At 49.4% G+C, this 19,637-nt stretch carries 19 protein-coding genes and 1 pseudogene; 3 read left to right on the forward strand and 17 right to left on the reverse strand.

The window, feature by feature from the left end; translation table 11 throughout:
• Nucleotides 1-644: 644 nt before the first annotated feature.
• From ACUXV1_RS21960 to ACUXV1_RS21970, 3 genes are all read right to left on the reverse strand, one after another.
• On the reverse strand, nt 645-971 hold the full coding sequence (locus tag ACUXV1_RS21960) for a hypothetical protein (RefSeq protein ID WP_203390255.1): 327 nt from the start codon (nt 969-971) through the stop codon (nt 645-647).
• A 33-nt stretch (nt 972-1,004) separates the two neighbouring features.
• Entirely contained in the window at nt 1,005-1,220 is a 216-nt protein-coding gene (locus tag ACUXV1_RS21965) for a hypothetical protein (RefSeq protein ID WP_203390256.1), read from the reverse strand.
• Between the two features lie 81 nt (nt 1,221-1,301).
• On the reverse strand, nt 1,302-1,460 hold the full coding sequence (locus ACUXV1_RS21970) for a hypothetical protein (protein ID WP_446019667.1): 159 nt from the start codon (nt 1,458-1,460) through the stop codon (nt 1,302-1,304).
• Nucleotides 1,461-2,643: 1,183 nt separating this feature from the next.
• On the opposite strand from ACUXV1_RS21970, the gene ACUXV1_RS21975 reads away from it, so the two are divergent.
• Together ACUXV1_RS21975 and ACUXV1_RS21980 are read left to right on the forward strand one after the other, a co-directional pair.
• Nucleotides 2,644-2,844, forward strand: coding sequence for a hypothetical protein (locus ACUXV1_RS21975; RefSeq protein WP_446016545.1), 201 nt, complete (start codon nt 2,644-2,646; stop codon nt 2,842-2,844).
• Between the two features lie 105 nt (nt 2,845-2,949).
• The gene (locus tag ACUXV1_RS21980) at nt 2,950-5,124 is read left to right on the forward strand and encodes an ankyrin repeat domain-containing protein (RefSeq protein ID WP_446016543.1); all 2,175 of its coding nucleotides are present in this window, start codon (nt 2,950-2,952) and stop codon (nt 5,122-5,124) included.
• A gap of 344 nt (nt 5,125-5,468) precedes the next feature.
• Here the strand turns inward: ACUXV1_RS21980 and ACUXV1_RS21985 are convergent, their stop codons facing one another.
• Genes ACUXV1_RS21985 through ACUXV1_RS21995 form a run of 3 tightly spaced genes read right to left on the reverse strand, consistent with a single transcriptional unit; the run spans nt 5,469 to nt 7,482 of the window.
• The gene (locus tag ACUXV1_RS21985; protein ID WP_203390260.1) at nt 5,469-6,122 is read right to left on the reverse strand and encodes a hypothetical protein; all 654 of its coding nucleotides are present in this window, start codon (nt 6,120-6,122) and stop codon (nt 5,469-5,471) included.
• A gap of 28 nt (nt 6,123-6,150) precedes the next feature.
• Nucleotides 6,151-6,630 carry a hypothetical protein gene (locus ACUXV1_RS21990; protein WP_203390261.1) on the reverse strand — a complete coding sequence of 160 codons (480 nt, stop codon included), beginning with the start codon at nt 6,628-6,630 and terminating at the stop codon, nt 6,151-6,153.
• Nucleotides 6,631-6,648: 18 nt separating this feature from the next.
• Nucleotides 6,649-7,482 (reverse strand): hypothetical protein, encoded by an 834-nt coding sequence (locus ACUXV1_RS21995; RefSeq protein WP_446016541.1) that lies wholly within the window; start codon nt 7,480-7,482, stop codon nt 6,649-6,651.
• Between the two features lie 168 nt (nt 7,483-7,650).
• Between ACUXV1_RS21995 and ACUXV1_RS22000 the strand changes: the two genes are divergently transcribed.
• Nucleotides 7,651-7,896 (forward strand): helix-turn-helix domain-containing protein, encoded by a 246-nt coding sequence (locus ACUXV1_RS22000; RefSeq protein WP_446016539.1) that lies wholly within the window; start codon nt 7,651-7,653, stop codon nt 7,894-7,896.
• Nucleotides 7,897-7,988: 92 nt separating this feature from the next.
• Here the strand turns inward: ACUXV1_RS22000 and ACUXV1_RS22005 are convergent, their stop codons facing one another.
• The 11 genes and pseudogenes from ACUXV1_RS22005 to ACUXV1_RS22055 form a co-directional block, all read right to left on the reverse strand.
• The gene (locus ACUXV1_RS22005) at nt 7,989-8,759 is read right to left on the reverse strand and encodes a restriction endonuclease (protein ID WP_446016537.1); all 771 of its coding nucleotides are present in this window, start codon (nt 8,757-8,759) and stop codon (nt 7,989-7,991) included.
• Between the two features lie 72 nt (nt 8,760-8,831).
• On the reverse strand, nt 8,832-10,247 hold the full coding sequence (locus tag ACUXV1_RS22010; RefSeq protein ID WP_446016535.1) for a restriction endonuclease: 1,416 nt from the start codon (nt 10,245-10,247) through the stop codon (nt 8,832-8,834).
• Nucleotides 10,248-10,542: 295 nt separating this feature from the next.
• Nucleotides 10,543-11,055: a hypothetical protein gene (locus ACUXV1_RS22015; protein ID WP_446016533.1), complete on the reverse strand. Its 513-nt coding sequence runs from the start codon at nt 11,053-11,055 to the stop codon at nt 10,543-10,545.
• Entirely contained in the window at nt 11,055-11,783 is a 729-nt protein-coding gene (locus tag ACUXV1_RS22020) for a type IV toxin-antitoxin system AbiEi family antitoxin domain-containing protein (protein WP_446016531.1), read from the reverse strand. The genes ACUXV1_RS22015 and ACUXV1_RS22020 overlap by 1 nt, the downstream gene beginning before the upstream one ends.
• Nucleotides 11,784-11,796: 13 nt before the next feature.
• Nucleotides 11,797-13,509: a hypothetical protein gene (locus tag ACUXV1_RS22025; protein WP_446016529.1), complete on the reverse strand. Its 1,713-nt coding sequence runs from the start codon at nt 13,507-13,509 to the stop codon at nt 11,797-11,799.
• On the reverse strand, nt 13,502-14,671 hold the full coding sequence (locus ACUXV1_RS22030; RefSeq protein WP_446016585.1) for a hypothetical protein: 1,170 nt from the start codon (nt 14,669-14,671) through the stop codon (nt 13,502-13,504). Before ACUXV1_RS22030 ends, ACUXV1_RS22025 begins: the two co-directional genes overlap by 8 nt.
• Before the next feature lie 21 nt (nt 14,672-14,692).
• Nucleotides 14,693-15,022 (reverse strand): annotated as a pseudogene (locus ACUXV1_RS22035) (TniQ family protein); the annotation flags it as partial.
• 1 nt (nt 15,023) lies between these two features.
• A complete protein-coding gene (locus ACUXV1_RS22040; RefSeq protein ID WP_446016527.1) occupies nt 15,024-15,956 on the reverse strand; it encodes a TniB family NTP-binding protein in 933 nt (310 codons plus the stop codon).
• Nucleotide 15,957: 1 nt separating this feature from the next.
• Complete coding sequence (locus ACUXV1_RS22045; protein ID WP_446016526.1) at nt 15,958-17,910, reverse strand: Mu transposase C-terminal domain-containing protein; 1,953 nt, start codon at nt 17,908-17,910, stop codon at nt 15,958-15,960.
• 127 nt (nt 17,911-18,037) lie between these two features.
• Entirely contained in the window at nt 18,038-18,748 is a 711-nt protein-coding gene (locus ACUXV1_RS22050) for a hypothetical protein (protein WP_446016524.1), read from the reverse strand.
• A gap of 9 nt (nt 18,749-18,757) precedes the next feature.
• Nucleotides 18,758-19,456, reverse strand: coding sequence for a hypothetical protein (locus ACUXV1_RS22055; protein ID WP_446016837.1), 699 nt, complete (start codon nt 19,454-19,456; stop codon nt 18,758-18,760).
• Nucleotides 19,457-19,637 lie beyond the last annotated feature (181 nt).

The following is a 19,637-nucleotide window of genomic DNA, read 5'->3' on the forward strand; positions in this document are numbered from 1 at the left end:
AGGACATTGACCCAGCAAGACCGTTTGCATTTACCATTATGACTACATGTTAACAACATTTGTCATATTGGAGGAGGTCACCGAGAAAGGCTCCATATGTTAGGGCAAAACCTGTCATGACGACCCCTTGGCCCTTTCTTGCTTTTAGCTTCCCTAGGTGAACGTCGGGTGATCAACTCAAACCACCGTCGGGTTTGCACCTTGTGGACGGAGGCAAAGGCCGACGATCTGCCAGGAGCTCACCCCTGGTCGGCGGCAGGTCGGCCGAAGCGGCCCTTCGCATGCACAAGGAAAGGTGACTGCTTTTGTATTAGAAACAGCTACCAAACTTTCTAGCATACGAGTAGGGATTCAGAAGCTGGGGCGATTCATTGGCCTCCACTTCCTCCGGCGTAAGTCCTACGGCTTCGTCGTAAAGCTCGTAGCTCAATGCGTAATCGAAGGAAACACTGCTGACGCCGCTGGTTTTCAGAAACGCCAACGCATTTTCTGCTTTCAGCACCTGTTCCAGGTCGAAGCAGATACGTCAGTTTTGATGCCTCAGACAATATGCAACACAGCGGCATGACCAGCCCCATACTGTCTGAAGCGGTACCGCGCTGTCAGCTTCACCAGATCGCCTCTAGGTTGGCTGATGCTACCTTCTAGCAATATCGGATGCCAGCAAAGTGGTAGGCATTGTTCCTTGCGTCTGACGTGGGTTTACCCCACGTAACCGTCCTGCCTTTCCACCGCTCGATCATGGCCTTAGCTTTAGCCATCTCTTGAGCCAATACCGTTTCACCGATTGATGGCGCGTTCGGAATGAAAAATTTGCGCCACCCTGCCCCGTCGAACACAGAGGCTGTAACGAAATTCACGTTGTTATTTTTAGGCTCTATCTTGCAGTCGCCTCTAGCTGGCCGGACTGCATTTGGCTGATTGCCATAGCCGTAAACAACCCCTGTAAGGACAATCGGTTCATTGCTCATGTTGTCTCCCCAACTAATGCCTAACCATCACCATCATTTGAAATCAGGATGTCCAACGTATTTCATTTTCTCCCACTCGTGCTCAGGTGTGCGACGGACCCACGGGCCTGTTTCTATGCCATCAGTGCCCGGGACTGACATTGCCTGTTCTACGTGATCATTAGAGATGATGCGCGGTTTTATGTCGGCATCGGGAATCTCATTCTTCGGAAGCTTTTCCCAAATTTCATTCAGCTTCTGTTGATCCATGCCAGGCACCTTTCACTCAAATTGCAGCGGTTTCTGCCAGCTCTGTAGCTCAGAGCCGGCATCATATTGGATAACGCGCGGTTAGAAAGTATAGCCCCAGCCGATTTTGATTACCGGCCATACCTTCAGCTTGTCCAAATCGTCTTGCAGCTTCTTGCGCTCGATCTCGATGTCAGCGCCTGCGGCGGTGGTCAAGCCTTCGCTGGAGGTCAAGGTCGCTTTCGGCTTGCCATAAGCCACGCCCAAATCCATGAACAATCGCAGGCCTTTGCTGACGCTGTGACCATAGCCGATGCCGAGGCAAGGACGAACAGACGGGAATTTTGCTTCCAGGGCCAGCGTTTCGCCGGCAATGCTTATGCTGTGCCGTTGAACTCCACCGTACCCGAGTTGCCCTTGGCAGTGCCAGTAACGCGGTCTTTACACCAGCACACCCGCAGTCATGCGAAAGTTTCCAGCGAATAGGTGATAGTCAGCGTATAAGCCAAGATGCTCCATTTTGATTTTGGCATCGTAGGTCACGTTATCGGAATTGAAGTCTTTCCCATAACCCAGATAGTTGCCCTCGGCTCGCATGCCGAGGCTTTCGGTAAGGCTGCTGGTACAGCCTGTTCAAAGTCTGGAAAATTCGGAACGGGGAAGGCAGTCATGGTTCCGGCATTTCGACGTACGGACAAAATCCACATACCGCTATCACCGCACAAGTGAACTGCTAGAGCATTAGGTTCGTGGATACTGACCCAGTGCCTCATGGCGATTTTGTCCCAACCATCACCCAGGAACAGCGTGCGCGGGTCACAACTTGCCATTGGTTGCGCGGCAAATCCCATATGGGCCGCCAATTTTATACATTTATCATTTCCGGTGGCAAATCCAATATGCATCTCCGGCACATCCATCCTGCAGGGGAGCATGTCCGAGATTCTTAATAACCGGTCGTCCTCTTCATCTCTGCTGAAAGACCGCTTAGGCCGACCAACTAACAGTGCGCCAGCCGACAGGCGGCAGTTCGGCCGAAGCGGCCTTCCACCCCATCGACCTTGAGTGTCCGTTCATGGATGCATTCCGGCCTTTTCTCTTGTCCCCAAAGAAGCCAAGGCTGAGATGGGTGCCAGAAGGCGGGCTCGTCGCTCAACCACCGAACTCGGACGTGATTGAGGGCGGCAGCGGCCAGAGTTGCAGTGCAACCTTGAACAGAGCATCGCTGCTAGAAGTGATGGCTTTGTCGTCCGAGAGTTTCGTTCGTGGACACTTCGCGGTTCAATACAGGCAGCGAATGATCCTCCAGCCTGCAGTTCCTGTAGGCAGTCCTGCCCTATGCACATTTTCTGAAAAAAGTTGACCAGTTGCGCGAGTGCGTTCGACGGATCGCCTGGATACAGTGCTTCTGCAGCACGTTGCTGTCATTGATTAGGAGATCACCATGTCTAAACCCCAAAACTTGCGTTCCCAGCACCCCCCGCAGCAACTCGCTCATACCAAACAGCATAAAATGACGCAGAAAGATGCTGCGCGTATCCAAAGCAAGACTGCCTTGAAACAAGGTGGTCAGGTACATCCCGATGACTTCGCTGCACGTGCTCAAAGAGCTGCTGATCGCCGGGTAAGACGTAGCGACGACTGATCACTTCATCATTTTGAGTAGGAAAGCGATATGTCGACATTTTCTTCTCCACCCCGTACCCGGGCACCTTACCCCTGTGTGGGTGAGCTGCTGCAGCAATGGGTGATGGCTTTCGACACCAAGAGTGGTCATCGTGGTGTCGATCGACTAGCTCGGGAAGGTGACAAGAATTGGGTCCTGGCTGGGCGTATATTCCAGGAGCGGCTTCAGGAGCCAATGACCCGGTGGGGTGGAGAGGACATGTCCAACAGGGTGTGCGGATTCCTGGACGTGTTTAGCGAGGATTATCGGCATCTGGTACGAACGGTGTCCTTGGCGGGGTTGCCCAGGGACCTGTCCATTCCTTTTTTGGTGGGTATCGTCTTCATTCCCGCTGTGCGAAATCTGCTGATCAGTTGCCATGAAGCCTGGGGAGGACCGGACCTTGATGCACTGATAAATCATGCCAACCAGCCCTTTTCCGTGGTACTGGAATGGGGCGCGAGGGTGGCTGGCGCCACCGATAATAGCCTGGCTGCCTTGGTCTATGGTGGGGACGGGGACGCTGACAAGTTCGGCCGGGAGAGGCTTTCGCGCTGGAGCAAAGGTCAGCAGATACCCGATCTGGTGAGTTTGCGTCTGTTGGTGCAGGAGCTACAACAGGCAAGGCCCGACCTCGCAGATCACTGGCAGAACCTACTGCGGTGGCTGTGGCTTACTCGAGCATGTTGTTATCTCGCCGAATACAGCGGGAAACCTGCCCTATACCACGAGGAATTGGCCCGGCAATGGCAACTTCCCCAATCTCCATCGTCACAGGAAGAGCAATTGCGCCGTGTCGCTGCCACGGCACGCACATTGTGCCCAGGTTTTGAACTGCTGCGTCGGTTGGGTGAGACACTGTTGCATCCGGCACGACCTAAGTCGTCACAGGATCTTACTGATGCGCAAGCGGTGCTGATCGCGTACGCCAAATCGCCTTCAGACTGGGATCCGGCCGGTCTGGTGCACTACCGCTATTGTTGGGTGCTGGCGCGGTTCTATTTACTGCAGGGAAACTATAAGAAAGCCGTGCCGATTTACCTGAGCGCGGTCGAAGAGGCGTCGTTTCGCGCCGGCACTGACCAGGCTACCTTGCTGAAAGAGGCGATGGCGGTGGTAGCCAGTTTCGGTACGTTGCCACAACTTAAGCACCTGAAAGAAACCCAGATCAGCTTGGGGCTGGTCTCTCGTCCTGCTCCGGAGGATCCCGCCTTGGTCGCGCCTTGGGAGGTGGGCAGCCTGACTCGCCAATTTAGCCAGTTGTTCCCACCGAGTGGGCGTTTCCCCGGGGCCTCTCCGATTCCTGCACCGAGCCCGTTGGGGGGGCTATGGTTGGATTCAGAGTCTTATGGCCGTGATGGCAAATCCTACCTGAAACCAGTACTCAACAAACCAGATCGAGAGAGAACGCTTCGAGATCGCCAAGGAAATAAGCGTAAGGCGCCGCAATTGATCTGGTGCGCTACGTTTGGGCAGGTCGACGATGTAAAGGCATTGTTGGAGGCTGGGGCCTCAGTCGATGTGCTCGATAAAAACGGCGCCTCTGCCTTGCTGTGTGCCTTGCAGAGAGCGCTCGATGTTAATGACCGGTCCGTGTTGGATGTACTGCTAAAGGTACCCCACCTGCCGGCTACCCTCAATCGGCCCACCGACAAAAAACACCTCACGCCACTGCTGGTCGCGATCGAGTTGGGAGATACAAGCGTGGTGGAGAGATTGTTGGAGATGAAGGCCGATCCAAATCAACGGGGGAACATAATTTCTCAAACCCCGTTGTATCTTTGTATTGAGCAATTCGGATATTTGCTGCCCACTGAGCGGGTTGAACGGAATTGGCATGATGCCGAGCAGAGGCCGTACGTTGCGGAAATTTCTCGCCGTTATGGAAGTGTCTTGTCCTTGCCTCCAGAGCTGCTCCGGACGCGGCGGTCGCAGGCCATTATGTCCGCATTGAAGCATGCTTTGTTGCAGCAAGCTAGAGCCCGCCACACAGAAGCCTCACTATTGGTGATGATCGATCTGTTGCTGCAGTCCGGTGCACGGCCCAATGATCAAACCCCTGAATTAGGACGTACCCCATTGCACTTGGCGGCTGAATTCGATGCCGCTGCCGGATTCGAAAGGATGTTGGCAAAGGGGGGCAATCCGACTCTCTGCGATTACGATGGCAACGATTGTCAGAAGATCGCTAGCGAGTTCAACTCCCCTAACGTCCTCTCCCTGTTAGACCGACTGTCCAACGCATGGGAGGCGAGCTGACATAATCAGCAGATGAGAGATTGAACTGTCCCGGGGGACTGTAGACAAATTCCCCTCATGCCCGTTCAAAGGCCTCGGGACTGATGCCATTTACGGTGGCTAGTGACTGAATGGCAACTCAACATGGCATTGCTGTCTGACCCTCGCTGCCAGTTGAATTTCAGCTTAGGCCGAGAGGCGGAAGCCGGCGACATCGCCCACAAGCTATAACAATGGGCTGCTAAGCAGTCTGATAAGGAAATGACGTCGTGCAAATTTTGCACAAACTGACCTTACGAGGCTGAACGATGCGAATCACACGGCCAGGATCCCTGGACCTAGACCTGTTTCTGTTGCGGATGCCCTTACTTCAACAACGTGCTCCGGGGGAAACCCTCCCGGGCATTTGCCAGTCGAAGCTGCTCAACCGTGATAGACGGGTCGTACGCCAGTGCCACCGATAACGCGCACGACCTACCTTGTATGGTGCAGAGCTTGCTAATCACCATCAATGTAGCCTGATGCTGGTCACCAGGCAGCTTGGGGCTTGTACTGTGTATTGCTTTAACCTGCGCACTGTTGACATTATCGAGCACGGCATTGGCAGCAATGCCCGGATCACTGCAGACTCGCAAGGTCGCACACATCAGACCGGTACCTAACAAATGAAAGAGCGGAAATCGTAAGCCGGTCGTGCCGCTCTCCTTTGGCATAACGTAGTCTTCCGGTCGGCCGGCATACACCTCTTCGATCGTATAATGCATCGATTTTTCTTCTGGCATCGCGACAAGGTAGCCTGCCGCAGCGACCTCCTCCAGAAAAGCCTTGGTCAGTTCGGGATGTTGCTCATCGACAGCGCTAATCTTGCTCTTGAACAGCTTCATTAACGGTGTAGGGTGGCTGCCGATCTCTGAAGAAAACACCTGGATTTTCCCTAGATCGACATGATAGGAATCAGCAGCAAAACAGCCATGACTCGCCAAACATGCCAGTCCAAGCAGTAGGATTTTCCTGATCATTGCATCAGCCCCGGAGACACTGGTGTCACTACTCACACACCTTCTTCAACACGTGATCAACAAGGTCACCTCCAAAACTGATGAGCACGTCGATGCTCTTACATGAAGCGCCAATCGCACCCCGCGTACTAGCCTGGATCAGATAGCCATCATCGTCAGCCTGGCTGGCCTCACCATAGAGGATGGCGTTCTGGACGACGGCAGCCAACACCCGCTTGCTATCCGGCCCCTCTGGCCATTTCGGCGCCACGGTGCTGCGCTCCGTCATTTGTCCATCGCAGATTCGGAAGTGTTGATCATGGCCTCCGGGCGAACGAACGGACACTGCATCGCAACCACTAAATTGCCCAACATAGATCACTTGGGCATCGCGACCATTGATGGTTACCAGAGTGTTTTGATGGGTACGCGCCACAATGGATACGGCATCATTTAGTCCCGCTGCCTGAGAAATGGCTGCGATACCGATACCGACAATAGTTAGCAGCAGACTCTTGATAGAGCACATCACAGAACCTCTACATACTTAGCGTTCTAGAGCGTCGCGGCAGTTGATCGGGGGTACCCCGTCGACACGAACCTTGATCGACTTGGCATCGGCTTTTGTGATGCTCAACTGTGAGCCAGGTAGCGAGATCGACTTCACACCCGCTGCAAATGAGCGCACTAGTTCTGTCTCCACCGCACCACTGGCATCAGAACGAATCAGTTTGAACTTGAGCGTACCTTCGGCTTGCCCTAAGTAAACTGTCGACAAGCTGCATTGCTTTGATCCGGAGTTCTCGTCGCGCTTCACATTGAAGCTACCGCCAGTGCTTTTCACCTCTTCGCGAGCGAGGTACGTATCAGACAGGGGGCTGAACGCTCGATCAAGTACCTCACCATTCTCAGCAAGACCAAAGTAGCGACTCTTCTTGAAGAAGGAGCTGGTCTGCGGATCGGTCAGCACTAGGTAGTAAGACCGCCCGGCGGCATCAAGAAGTCGGGTCTCCGGAACAACTCTGTCCCCCGACTTTAGATTCAGTGTGGAGTCTCCGGTGGTCAGACTAATATCGCTGGTGACCTCAATGCTCGGTGCCAGCGTCTTGGGGATGTAGCTCAAAAACAGCAATCTCTCACCAGCCGCGGCCGTATGGATGTCTCCAGTTTTCGCCCCGTCCACATAGATACTTCGCTCAACTGCCGGTCTGATAGAGGAGACAGTGAGGGTGCCCTTGAACGGTGAGCTGACTAGCGTGGCATTTGCCGAAAAAGCTGCCATCGACCATGCCGCCAGGACACTGCTTACCAAGCTGTAGAAGCCACCTTTCCCAGTTCCGCTCACTACCTTCCGTGGACGATTCGTTTCCTTGTTGCTCACTGCGTTACCCTTTTTCTGACCAGCACAGTTCAGCTATCATCAGCCCGAACCAAGCGTTAACCATAGGTGTCTTTTCATACCACATTAGCATCAAGGTGTCACTTATAGTTATCAAATATGCAACTATAGCTGGTCGAGTAAACTCGGGTTCAGCCGGATGCTTACGTGATGGAAAAAGCATCCACACCGCACCCGGCACGGAAGGTATTTGCACGCAACCTGCGCCAGGCAAGACGATTGAAAGAGATTTCGCAGGAGGCTCTTGCCTTACAGGCTGGCTTGAGCCGAACGTACGTGTCAGAAGTCGAACGCGGAGAGCGCAACATTTCCATCGACAACATGGGGTTGCTGGCAGATGCTTTGGGGATCAAACTCAGAGAGCTTGTTGATCCGGAGATGTTCAAGACCCTCTAAGCCAGACAATGGGGAGCGAGAAGGGCCTAATGGCTTTTAAGACATGCCATCGTCCCCCTATAGAATTATTCAGAATCAACTTCCGCATGCATTTATTTAGTGTTTGATACTAAAAATCTAAACCCTACTTGAGCGGGAGTAGTTAGCTCTCCTGGCCACGCACCATCTGGTCCCTTTCCTGATAGCATCAATGAAAAATTGACTTTCCCTCTTGCAATTTCCGTTGTTCGCAACAAGAAGCGCAAAGAGTGCTGAGGCAATCCTCTAACTACAAAATCAGTTCTATCTGGAATATCGGCAAGAAAGTTATTTGCATCTAACTTGGAGATAAAAAGAGGTATTATGTTTTTTTTAAACAAGCCGCCCTCTTTTTTTGACCAATAACTTCCCGTCAACCTTTGCTCAACAACTTCCATCAAAACCCAAAACGGTTCACCTACATAGGTTTCATCAGGCAAGGCAACAGATTCAATCCTTTTAGCCAACAAAATATTTATTGCAGGCAGGTCCTCAATGCTCAAAAGCTTTATGCCATAATGATTGGCATAATCAACTGCCCCCGACTGATATCCATTCTTGCTCACAAAAACTCCTTGGATATTACCTATATCCTGAATTTTCCCATGAAAATCCACCACCTCTGACTTTTCAACTCTCCTAGTCTTGAACTTACATTCAAAAGCAACTTTGTGCACTACTCCAGATTTTTCAAATTGATAAAAAACATCGATTTCGTGTTTCGCACCGGACCTACCCACCAGTACGGTATTACTGCTCACGACTACACCTTCGTCCCTAAGATTCAGTAGTGTTGAATAAATATATTGCACATAGCTTTCTAAGTCTTTCGGCTTGGTAATCATATAGCAACCCAGAAAAACAACCCACAGCTTTTCTTACTATTTTGACTCATTAAATATATATCCCCCACACAATCAAACCCCAAGACACTCAGAAATCCACCGAGTCCCTGCATCTTTAGCAAAGCCCCAATCCATCAACCGCCCTTCCCGGTCAAGAAAATCCATATCCTTAATTTCTTTTAGACCTGGGATTTTACTATAACATTCCTCCCTTACTTTTTCGTAGCCAAGGTACGTTGTTAGATTATATAAAGCATTACTCTCCGAAGAATCGCCATTTCTGATTTGATAGTCTTCTAGCTCATCCTGACTCAAGCAATTCTTTAACGACTTGATTGCATCACTTAAGCAATGATGCCCATCAAGATATTTTGCTTTAAGAACAATTTCTTGGTGCAATGAAAACGTTGGAATACTTACAGGACAGAATGCAACCAGCCTCGCAAAAATATCACGAAGTTGTCCATTCATTATCTCCGCCACTTTCCCTATTGCAAGATGCGCACAATAATCAACTCCTTGATCTAGAGAAATATCTTTTCCCAAACGCATCGACTCGCATTTGAATTTAAGATATTGTTGCATCGCCATTTTCGGGGACCAAAAAGTCCACACCGCACAAATGGCAATTGCAGCATTAAAATCTAACCCTTTTATTTTATGGCTTAATTCTTCATCCCACTTTGGGGAAACCTCTTCGATTTTCAAGCTATCCTTATCTGCGCATTCAGGGAATTTAAAATATTGCGGCACCATATCTATAAATTCCTTGAGCGCCTCAAGAAAAAATCGAAAATGAACTGCATTTGTTAAAGCATCATTAGATTGACTTACGGCTTCTTCTTTTCTTTCCTGACTGCTGTTCGCAGGAATTCTACCTCCATATGGCCCATTCAATATCAGCGCAGCACCTTCTTTCATGTAATCACTTACAGAATAATGACTAATCGGCACAACAAACCGACGAAACATATTGGCGTAGCTTTTTGGGAAATATCTAGCAACAAATATCCATCCGGTAGCATCATCTTTATCTAACAAGCGAGATTCTATATCAGTGTTCTTTAATATTTCAAAATCAAAATCTTTGTTATTCTGTTTCAATCCATTTAAATTACTCACCAACCCACCATGTGGGACAGTCGAATAAAATCCAATAAACTTCTTGCAGCCATGTGATTTAATAGCAGTATATGGATCATATTCCTTCTCGGCTCTTACACTTCTGTCGCTGTGAGCGTAATGTTTGCAGCTAACAAGCCACTTTCCCTTGCCTGTTTGCACGATCAAATCTTTTGCATTATCTGGCCCACGCGCCACCCTACTAATTATCTTGTATCCACAGATTTTCTCAAAATATTCTTCTGCAAATTTTTCAAAAGCATCCAAATCACTCTTTTCAACCGGAGTTAGAGGCATCACTTTCCAATTTTTGTTTTTCCTGCCTTTGGGTTGCGCAGGAATTTCAGTAAAATCAAGAATACCCATAATCGCCCTGTCTTATATACACCACAAAATTGAAAAGATCGGTTTTGTCACTATTAATTCCGCACGCAAATTTGCACTTACATCTTGCGCAGCACCTTTATCAAAAAACATGCTACTGTGCGGGAAATTTATGACGGACAAAATGCCAAAACCCAAAAAACATAACTCAATATATTTTACTGCTCTTTTCCTATCTCGAGAACAGGCAGCTTGGCATGAAATCAACCACACACTTGGAAGAGGCATCCCAAAAGTCGAACTGGCTACAAAGCTATTTCAGATGGAACACTGACATCTATTGCTCCTCTGAAGGTCTTCCCAAGTTTGCTGCTTGCCACGCTAAATATCCGACACGCAATGCTCGCGCATCCAAGAGAGCATGATGCGGCGGCCAATCAGAGCTATATGTGGCCATCAGTGCCCGCTGGAAAATCGGGGCACCAACGATCTCCTGTGGCAGCAACCACTTCTCACCGATGTTGGTTGGTAGCGACTGATGAACATCACCTAGCAGTGCATCGGCCAGCAGCTCCCAATCCGCAAAATAGTCAAAAACCAGCGTTACAGGTTCACCTAGTGCCTCGAACCATTCGCGCAACCGGCAGGTGAGTTGTTCTGCACTACACGGGGCACTGGGAGTACGTTGCAGCAACGGCAGTACTCCAGACACCACGAAATTATTGTAGTCCTCGCGCCGGTAGTCATTCCTCTCTGCGTAGAACTCGCGCCCGTCCTCAGCCACCAGTCCGATGCTGATCAAATCGATCTGGATGAAGTCTGTAAATTCCGTATCCACAAATACTAGCATCAGCAGCGCCCTTCTCTTGGAGCAGCGCCACGAACGATCTTTCGTTGCTTTTCATGGATCAACTTCTGAACCAGGTCAGGCAGGTCATCTGACCAAGAATAACCAGCTGACAGACTTAAGCGACTGACTAACCGAAGAACCTTGATCCGAGTGCAGTGAGAAAGCAGGGCATGGAGAACCGGTTTCCTGAGATTGCGTAGCAAAAAAACTATATTTTCAGCTTCTTCGTATGACTGCCCTTTACCAATCTCGCTAACCAGTTCAAGCAAAGCTCTTTCTGGCGCGGAGACTAAAACCAGAGGAGATCTATTTGGTATTGGTCGAAGCTGGAAATCATTGGGCATGTCATTATTGAAAAGACGAGTGGTCTGGTATGAGTAGAGGATTGCGCCCCCGATCCAAGATGGAAATGCGTAGGAAGAGCATCCCCACAGGACAATTTTTTGGCGAAAGGCAATGTTATGAAACACCCCAGACCATGCTAGGGCAGTTTTCCCGCCGACATGTAAGCCCCCAATTTTTCTGCCTAAGAAAGCGATAGTCCCATCTTGTGTCGGAGTATCACCTGTCAATAGATATGCCCCCGCTGACAACCGCATTAGCCATCCTTCTGTTACCAAGTGGTTTGCCAGAGGGATCGTGATACCCAGATCTTTCAACAGCTTGGCATCTAAAGGTTGCCCCCGGGGCGCGGCTTTCATCAAATGCTGAACCGTTTGTTTGATCACGCGAGCATTCCCCCTAACCATCGGTCGTAATGACGGGTCGCGACCGGCTGACAAAATACTGCCGTCCACCATCCACACTTGGGCCTGAAATGAGAACGAGCCCCTGCCGCGTTGCCCACTCTAGGCCAGAGCGAAAGTTGACCCCAGCCCTGGCCGCCGCACTTGCAAGAGGTTCAACCTCCGAACGAAATCTCTCGATTTCAGACCGGGTGATGACACGCATGGGGCGCCGACCAGAACGATCAATGATCGTTTTTATCAAGCCAGCGTTAACGAGGTGATACATGACCTCCTGTTTGACTTGGAGACCATCCGCAGCCTGGGGGATAGTAAGCGTTGACTCGCAAATCGTCGGCACACTGTAGAGACCTGCTAATTCTCGCCGAGATACAAACATGCCTTGAAACCGAAGCTGATCCTTTTTCGCGATGATGACTTTTATCTCTCTGCTCAAGAGTGCATTGATAAATTGGATAGTCTCAGACACCGGGATCAAGCATCGAAATGCCCAGGAAACAGACAATAAATCAGCATCCATGGTTACATCTTTAAGTTCTGCACCTTCGGTTATGTGCCGTATGAGCTCCAAGATGGAATCGCTATCTATACTTGAGCCACGTGAGCGGATTATCCCTGCGGCCAAGAGTAAGCGTTGACGTCGAGGTGATAAACTGAAACGATGCGCAACTGCCTTTGGAGATATCGTCCGGGTCAGTCCCCGCTCGATCAACTCAAGTTCCGCTCCACTGATTACCAATACCTTTCGACCGGATTTGGTATGGCGGGTTTTGGGCTCCACTCCAACTTCGGAAAGAGCAGAGGAGATACGTTCAGGGCGTACTTTCAGCTGTCTGGCGCAACTTTGCGCAGAACCGGGCCGACTCTGGTGCCTTTGCTTCCATACCACTGCCGTTTGACCTTCAACAGTCGACTTTATATATCCATTCACGACCCCTAGTAACCATTCCCGCTCTGGTACTCCCAGGTAGTTTTTCATTAAGATGGACAACCGTGGAAATGCTTCACTCATGACCTGAACGGTATTGCTGCACGAAGGAGCTGCTCGAATACGATCCAATAGTTGGTGATACGCGTGCAAACCACCAACGAGAATCGACGCTCCTACCGTCACTAGTTGGCGCTCTATATCTACAGATGTGCTTGAAGCCTTTTTAAACGGCTTCCCCTGCAGGCCATACGCGTCCAAGGCCCCAAGAAATCGAAGGATCCTCCAGCGAGCATCCTGATCAAGGCTACTCCATAAGGGATCGGGTATGTCCTGTGCAAATCCACCATCTAACACCGCGATCAAATCTGCGGAAAATTCCTCAGGCGAAACATCGGTAAATGCATGACCACAGTGGCAGGAGAGGAATCGTGCCTCAGTCCAAACAACATCCCTAGAGCAATGGCTGCACCTATCAACCAGCCAACACCGGTGGATGTGGCATGCAGCAGGGCCAGTTTCCCATGCATCTCGCCAAAATGAATTGGCCTCGGCCAGGCAGTATGGACACCATCGTACGCGGCCATGCCCTTTTGGCAACTCGCCATCGCGGCTCATCTCGAGCCAACGGGGATTCTCAAGACCATTTACGTGGGCCAAGCGACGCATGTAGCCCAAGGGATGTTCCCCTGCCTGCGGTGGCGGACGTATCAACAATGTGCCAACCGGCAGAAAGATGGCTCGGCCACGCCATTCGATTTCTACAGTTTGGCTAGACATCAGCTGGTTCCAGTAGCGTAAGCTGGCCTATGTGCCTAGCTTCACGCGTTGTCTGCATCTGGTGAGCAGAAGCCAGCCAACGAAGGCGTTCGGGGGTTGCAGTATCAACGAAGTAAGCTTGCAAGCCGGTTTCGTTGGCTTTCCGATATAGCGGTAACTCCCCACGCAAAATCTCATGAATCACCTGGATCAAAGTAGTACGAGCACGACCGCGCCGGTGCATCCACTCCCCCATAAATGGCTGCAAAGTTGCCGCACTGTCCGTAAGCGGCTTGGAGACTTCATCAAAGCGACACAGCAGAGTAGAAATGTCCTGCCGACGATGCCAACTCCAGCCACCTAAGCTGACTGGACGCAACAATTGACTATCCAGGAGTACCCAATAGCCCCTACGATCGATCTGCAGATAAGACTGCACATCGCTGCAACTCAAGGACATTGAAAACCAGCGACGGCAATCTTCAACTTCAGCCCGGTGAATAAAGACATATCTCTTTTTCCCCGGTTTCCGGGTAACAACCAACCTAAAAAACCCTTCACGGACCAAAAAGTACAGAAGTCCGGGTTGGCAGCCGATCAGTGCTTCGGCCTTCTCAAGGCTCACATAACCGACCGGATGAAGTTCCCGAGCAAGGGCTCCCGAAGCTGCCGGGACTTGGGTCTCCGGTGTTGCTGCGAGCAATCGATCATGCAGTTTTTGTAGAGGAAAATAAGAAAGCAAGGACTCCTGTCTTTCTTCTTCTCGGATGATCATTCGCAAACACGAAGCAGCGCTACGAAGATGCGCATTTAGCTTGAGACCTAACAGGAAGCCAAGTACGCCATCATAAGACGCGGATATGCTTAGCCCGTGCTGCATGAGCCATGCTGCTCTATGGGTTGAACGCTGAACGTCCCTAGACGGGTAATCAGGGCCTCTAACCGAAGTGACAAGTGAATCAAGGAGTCGCTCAGCAAGAATGGCCCAGCCTAGCAACTGATCGACGTTCCCGACGTTACCCTCTTCTACAGCCTGTTCGAATTGAGCCCAAATCGCACAGGCAAAATCGCGTTCATAGGGAAGAGGGCACGTTGCACCTGACCAAATCTCATCGGGTGGAATCTGATCGATTTGCCACTTGCCCGGGCCATTATATGCTGCACTGATCGCCGGTTCGACCAAGCCAGGTTTCAACCGGAGATTATGTAATGTACAAATCTCAAATGACGACAATCGCCATCTTGTTCGAATGTAGCGAGATTCACTCAAGCACGGAGGACAATATCTGATTAGAGCCCCTCTCCCTTGAGCAGCCCATTTGGGAAGTCTCTTTCCTCCATATGCCGGTACACCATCTATTACCGGTACCAAGGAGGGGTGACAGGAAAAACGAATTCTTTCTAGATCTTGTCGCCATGGGCGCTGCACACCGTTTGCGCGCGCCAAGCGCCCAAGATACGTTTCAAACCATTCATCCACCCTTTGTGTTGGTCGTACAGGTAAAGCTACTGCTGTAGATGCAAGGACCGTCATCTCATCTCTCCACCGGAGCGAAAGGTTCACCAGGCTTTGTCAGAGGAACCTTCTTAAATTTTTTAGAGAATGGGTTCCGATCGTCCGGAGCATCACGATAGATGACCGCCGTGAATGCCTGGGAGAGCACTCTCGTAGTCAATTTAGGTTCAGGCTGTTCATACGCTATCTCTACGCCACGGACCAACAATTTCCGAAGCTCCCGCAAACGACCATCAGTCGCAAAAGCGATGGAATGCGTAATCGTTGGATGAGATAAATCAATGGAAGGAAGGTCACCTAACAGACTCTGAAAACCCTGCAGAACACGTCGGAATTCCTTCTCTGCGCTCGGTGTCTTCACAGAAAATGGATTGATCGGAATTACCTCTCGAAATCTACCACGGAGTTGGTCATTAGTTTGCAGAAGACGCTCAGCCCGGGGAATGCCGGCTAGGATAAAGGGAAGGTGGGTTGCATCTGAAAGACGTTTAATCCAGTCAGCTATGTTATGGTGTGTTTTTTCCCCACCTTTGTCGACCAAGTGGTTTGCTTCGTCGAGAATAACCATTCTAACCTTACACCCTTTCAACAAGCATGCAAGTTGATAAGTCAATTGCGACTCACTACCCTTATCCCAATATTTGCTACCAAGTGCCAGAAGCATAGAACTGGCTAATTTCTTGATACTGCAGGCAGAATCGATTGCCACATAAAGAACGGGGACCTCAGTATATTCCTCGCGAACAATTTTTGGGTGGAGAGCATGAAATCGCCTCAGCAGCGTTGACTTACCAACACCAGACTCACCCAAAATCATAAGATGCTCCGCCTCCTCCTCACCACATGAGTAATCAAAAACTCTCTCCAAATTTTTGAAAATATTCTTCACATGAGGAAAACGTGCAAAACTTTTCCGAATGACACGCGTAATTTGCTCACAATCATGATTCATCTCAAGACTCCTCACTTTCGCCAATCACTTCCATCTCGAAGGCTTCAATAGGATCATTTTGAAAAATATCATTTTGCTCGGTAAGGGTCGGTGGAACAGGAAGGTCACTTACCATCTCCCGGTTGAGCTCTTTAGCAGTTTTATTAGCCATCCTGGCCCCCTGCTTGCGTACTTTCAAACGTTTGGATCGCATGGCCTCATTCGACTCCTGTCGGATAACCTCCGACGCGCTTGCGCGCGTCCGCTGGTGGCCTGGATCTTTAGCAATTAACGCTTTGGCGGTTTTGGCCTGTTCTATCGTCAATCCGGCATAGTTCTGATCCGTGTTTTCTGCCTTGAGATACCTCTTCTCGAGGGGATCCCACACCCAGATGTAACCGACGTCATAACTTGGCCATTTCACCAATACCTTTGCTTTCACCTGCAGCAGTCTCCTCAACTGGAGTAATTCCGGTGAAACGTAGCGGAACGTATTGAGATCAATACCATAGTGCTGCAGTGAGGATTCAGCAATTTCAGAAAGCTCTATCTCCAGATTTTCAGAATTGAGCTTCAGTTGAGGAGGGAATGCAGATGCACTTTCTTTCCAAACCTCTATCGGAGGTTGACCGCCAAGTCCTCTGTGTGGACGACGATGATAAACGTCGATTATCCATATATGCGTGAGGCGATTTAATTCCTCGAGAGTAATGCAAGCCTCATCCTCAGCCTTAAACCCGATTCGTTTGTGAAGTTTTGCCAAGGTTGTACCTGGCAAGCGATGAATAAATGAATAATTAAAAGTCTTGAGAAACCGCTCTACAAATGGCTTGTCATTTGGCTCGCGTGATGCGGCATATTCACCTATAATTCCTATAGTTAGCATGGCATCAACAGTGGAGAGCCCGTGAAATTCAGGGCCATTATCCATCAATAGTTTTTCGAACCAGCCATAGCATTCCCAACTGAGATCTAGATCGGGATATCTTGTTTTCAGATACGTTTTTGGCAATAAGGCATGCCTGACTGCCTCAAAAACAGCATGAGTCCCATGACCTGCCAGACTGATTGAAAATCCCAACACGCACCGTGAAAATCTATCAAAAATTACTGTAAGTATTGGCCTGCCAATAACAATTCCATCCTCGTCCACTACCATGATATCAATGGGCGTGTGGTCGATTTCGACCAATTCGAGGATCCTGGATACTTTGCGAGCACACTTCATCAAGGCATAACGACGCTCAGCTTCTTTTATTCCATAACGAGCCACTGCCACATCATATGCATTAATTTCACCAATTCGCCGCTGAATTGTTCTGAATCCAGGAACCTTTAGCCGCTCACCTTCCAGTCGACCTGCATTGACTTGTTCTATTGCAAGACAAACTGCATCATGAACCGCTTCAGCGCTACTACTCTTACTCGCCAAAAAGACATTTTCAATTTTGTCTTCAATTATCGCTTCTACTTCAGGATGTAACCGATTTTGTCCTTTTCCGCCACGAGTATATAATTTGGCAAAAAGAGATCTTACATCCATGGAAGCTTTCAAATAGCGCTTGCGCCACCGATAGACTGTTGTGTAATGCGGGGGGCGTTGATCACCAAGAGACAAACCCACCTCACGAATTGCTTGAATTAGGCTCTTCTGAGAGCCTTCAAATGCCTCTCTTTTATTCAATTCAACGAGATAACTAACTCGCCTGCGGGTCTCGGTTCTAGCTGCCTCAGAAAGGCAGGAAATGCCCTTATCCTTCATCCCCTGCAGGGAAGGAGGAGGCGGCTCGTAATACTTCGGCAATGCGATCCTGAGATACCCAAGCCTGTATTCATCCAATAAATCATCTAATTTTTTATTAGACAACTCGCCTGTTAATACATTTTCCAACTGAACAAATTCATCAATTGGACGTACAACGTCATAGGCGATATCACCTCGAAATATCCTTTGACCTTTGATAAAGGTAGTCATTTCCACCTCCTACTGACAGGACACAAACCGTCTGGGTCACCGTACTCTTTCGGAGAAAAAATTTTTCCCTCAGCTCAAGCAACCCAGATGGCATATAAGGTAAAGTGTTTAGATCAACGCGGGCATGTTACAAATTTGATCTCGACACTTCCGAGGGTTCGATGCTTAAATCATCAGAATTATTTCTTAATGACGAAGGAAAAGATCTGGCACTTTTTTTCCAAACATCAATGGGGGAGCTACTATTTAGCACACGCTGCTTTTTCCGATGATAAATAGAGAGAATCCAAACATGAGCAAAACGTTCTAGTTGCTCAAGGGTGACACATGCACCATGCTCTTCGTCTAATCCGTCCGACTGAAAAACCTGGCCCACCGTTGCCTCAGGGAACTTTTGAATTAATGAACGATTAAATTCCCGCAGAAATTTCTCCACACCTCGAAATTCACTACTTTCCCAGGGCGCAACGCACTCCGCATTAATGCCAATCGACAGCAGATAATCCAAAAAATATTCTGCATGAAGCACATTTCCATTAGCAATGGAAAATTTTTCAAAACGCCCATAGCACTCCCAAGTAAGCCCTAGCCCAGGAAACCTGGATTCAAGGTATGTTTTTGGAAACAAAGCCTGCCGGATTGCTTTAAATACAGTACGCGTTTTGTTACCACCCATGCCGATCGAAAACCCGAGGATGCACCGAGAAAATTTTTCAAAAGCTACCGCAGCAAAAGGACGGCCTATGGCAATACCATCCTCATTCGTAACGATGAGATCGAGATATCCATAGTCAACATCTACCACCTCGAGAATTCGTGAAGCCTTGCTCGTAGTCATTTCAATCTCCTATTGATTAATGATAGGAAACAGATCGTCTGGATCTCTGCGCATCACTCTCTGCAATAACTCGTCACAGAGCCGTTTTGCTTCTTCCCATCGTTTTTTTATATCTTCTGGAGGTTGAATTCTGCCTAAGGGATCCCACAAGGAGGCATCAATATCATCTCGATATCGGCCTGGAGCTGGGCGAAGCCTGTTAAGTTCTCTCAACTCATCTAGCAATCCGTTTTGCTTAACATCTCGTTCAAGAATTGGGACGAGCAACAGTCCACCCTGACGCATCAATTCAATGATTTCTCTAAGCTCCAAAGCAGCGGCTTTGTCTGCCAGAATGGAGTTATCTTTAATCTCCACAAAAAAGCACATTGTTTCCGTCTCAACTTCAACGTCAGGGGTGTATCTAAATGGTTTTTTGTCGCTCTGGAGAGTAATGACTCGTGGCTGTGTATTCAGTACTTTCGGCAAAGTTGCCACTTCAAGAACATGTAAAACGGCTTCTTCGACTAGACTCTCGTATTGCAAATGCTTTGGCGCCTTGCGACTGGGAATAGGGCCTCTTGCTCTACGCCCCTTCCGGGTAACGATATCGCGGGGCTGGCGATCGGATGTCATCGCTGCAATTGCCTTTGCTATGCGATGGAGAGGAACATGGAAGCCGGAGTTCTGATCACTGGAGGGCACATTCCGAATCTCCTTGGTGAGCATTTGCGCTCGCTGATCGATACCAAAATCATTGAGCTTGCTTGAATCTTATTGACTAAATTATCGATCCCGACCGCTTCGCTACGTGGCACATAGAGTGCTGTAACAAAATATGCTTTCTAACTAGTCGAATGGCTGTTGGAAGCCGCCATTTCATCCTGAAGTCGAATGTCCATTTTTGATC

This window comes from Chromobacterium sp. W521, from assembly GCF_052805975.1.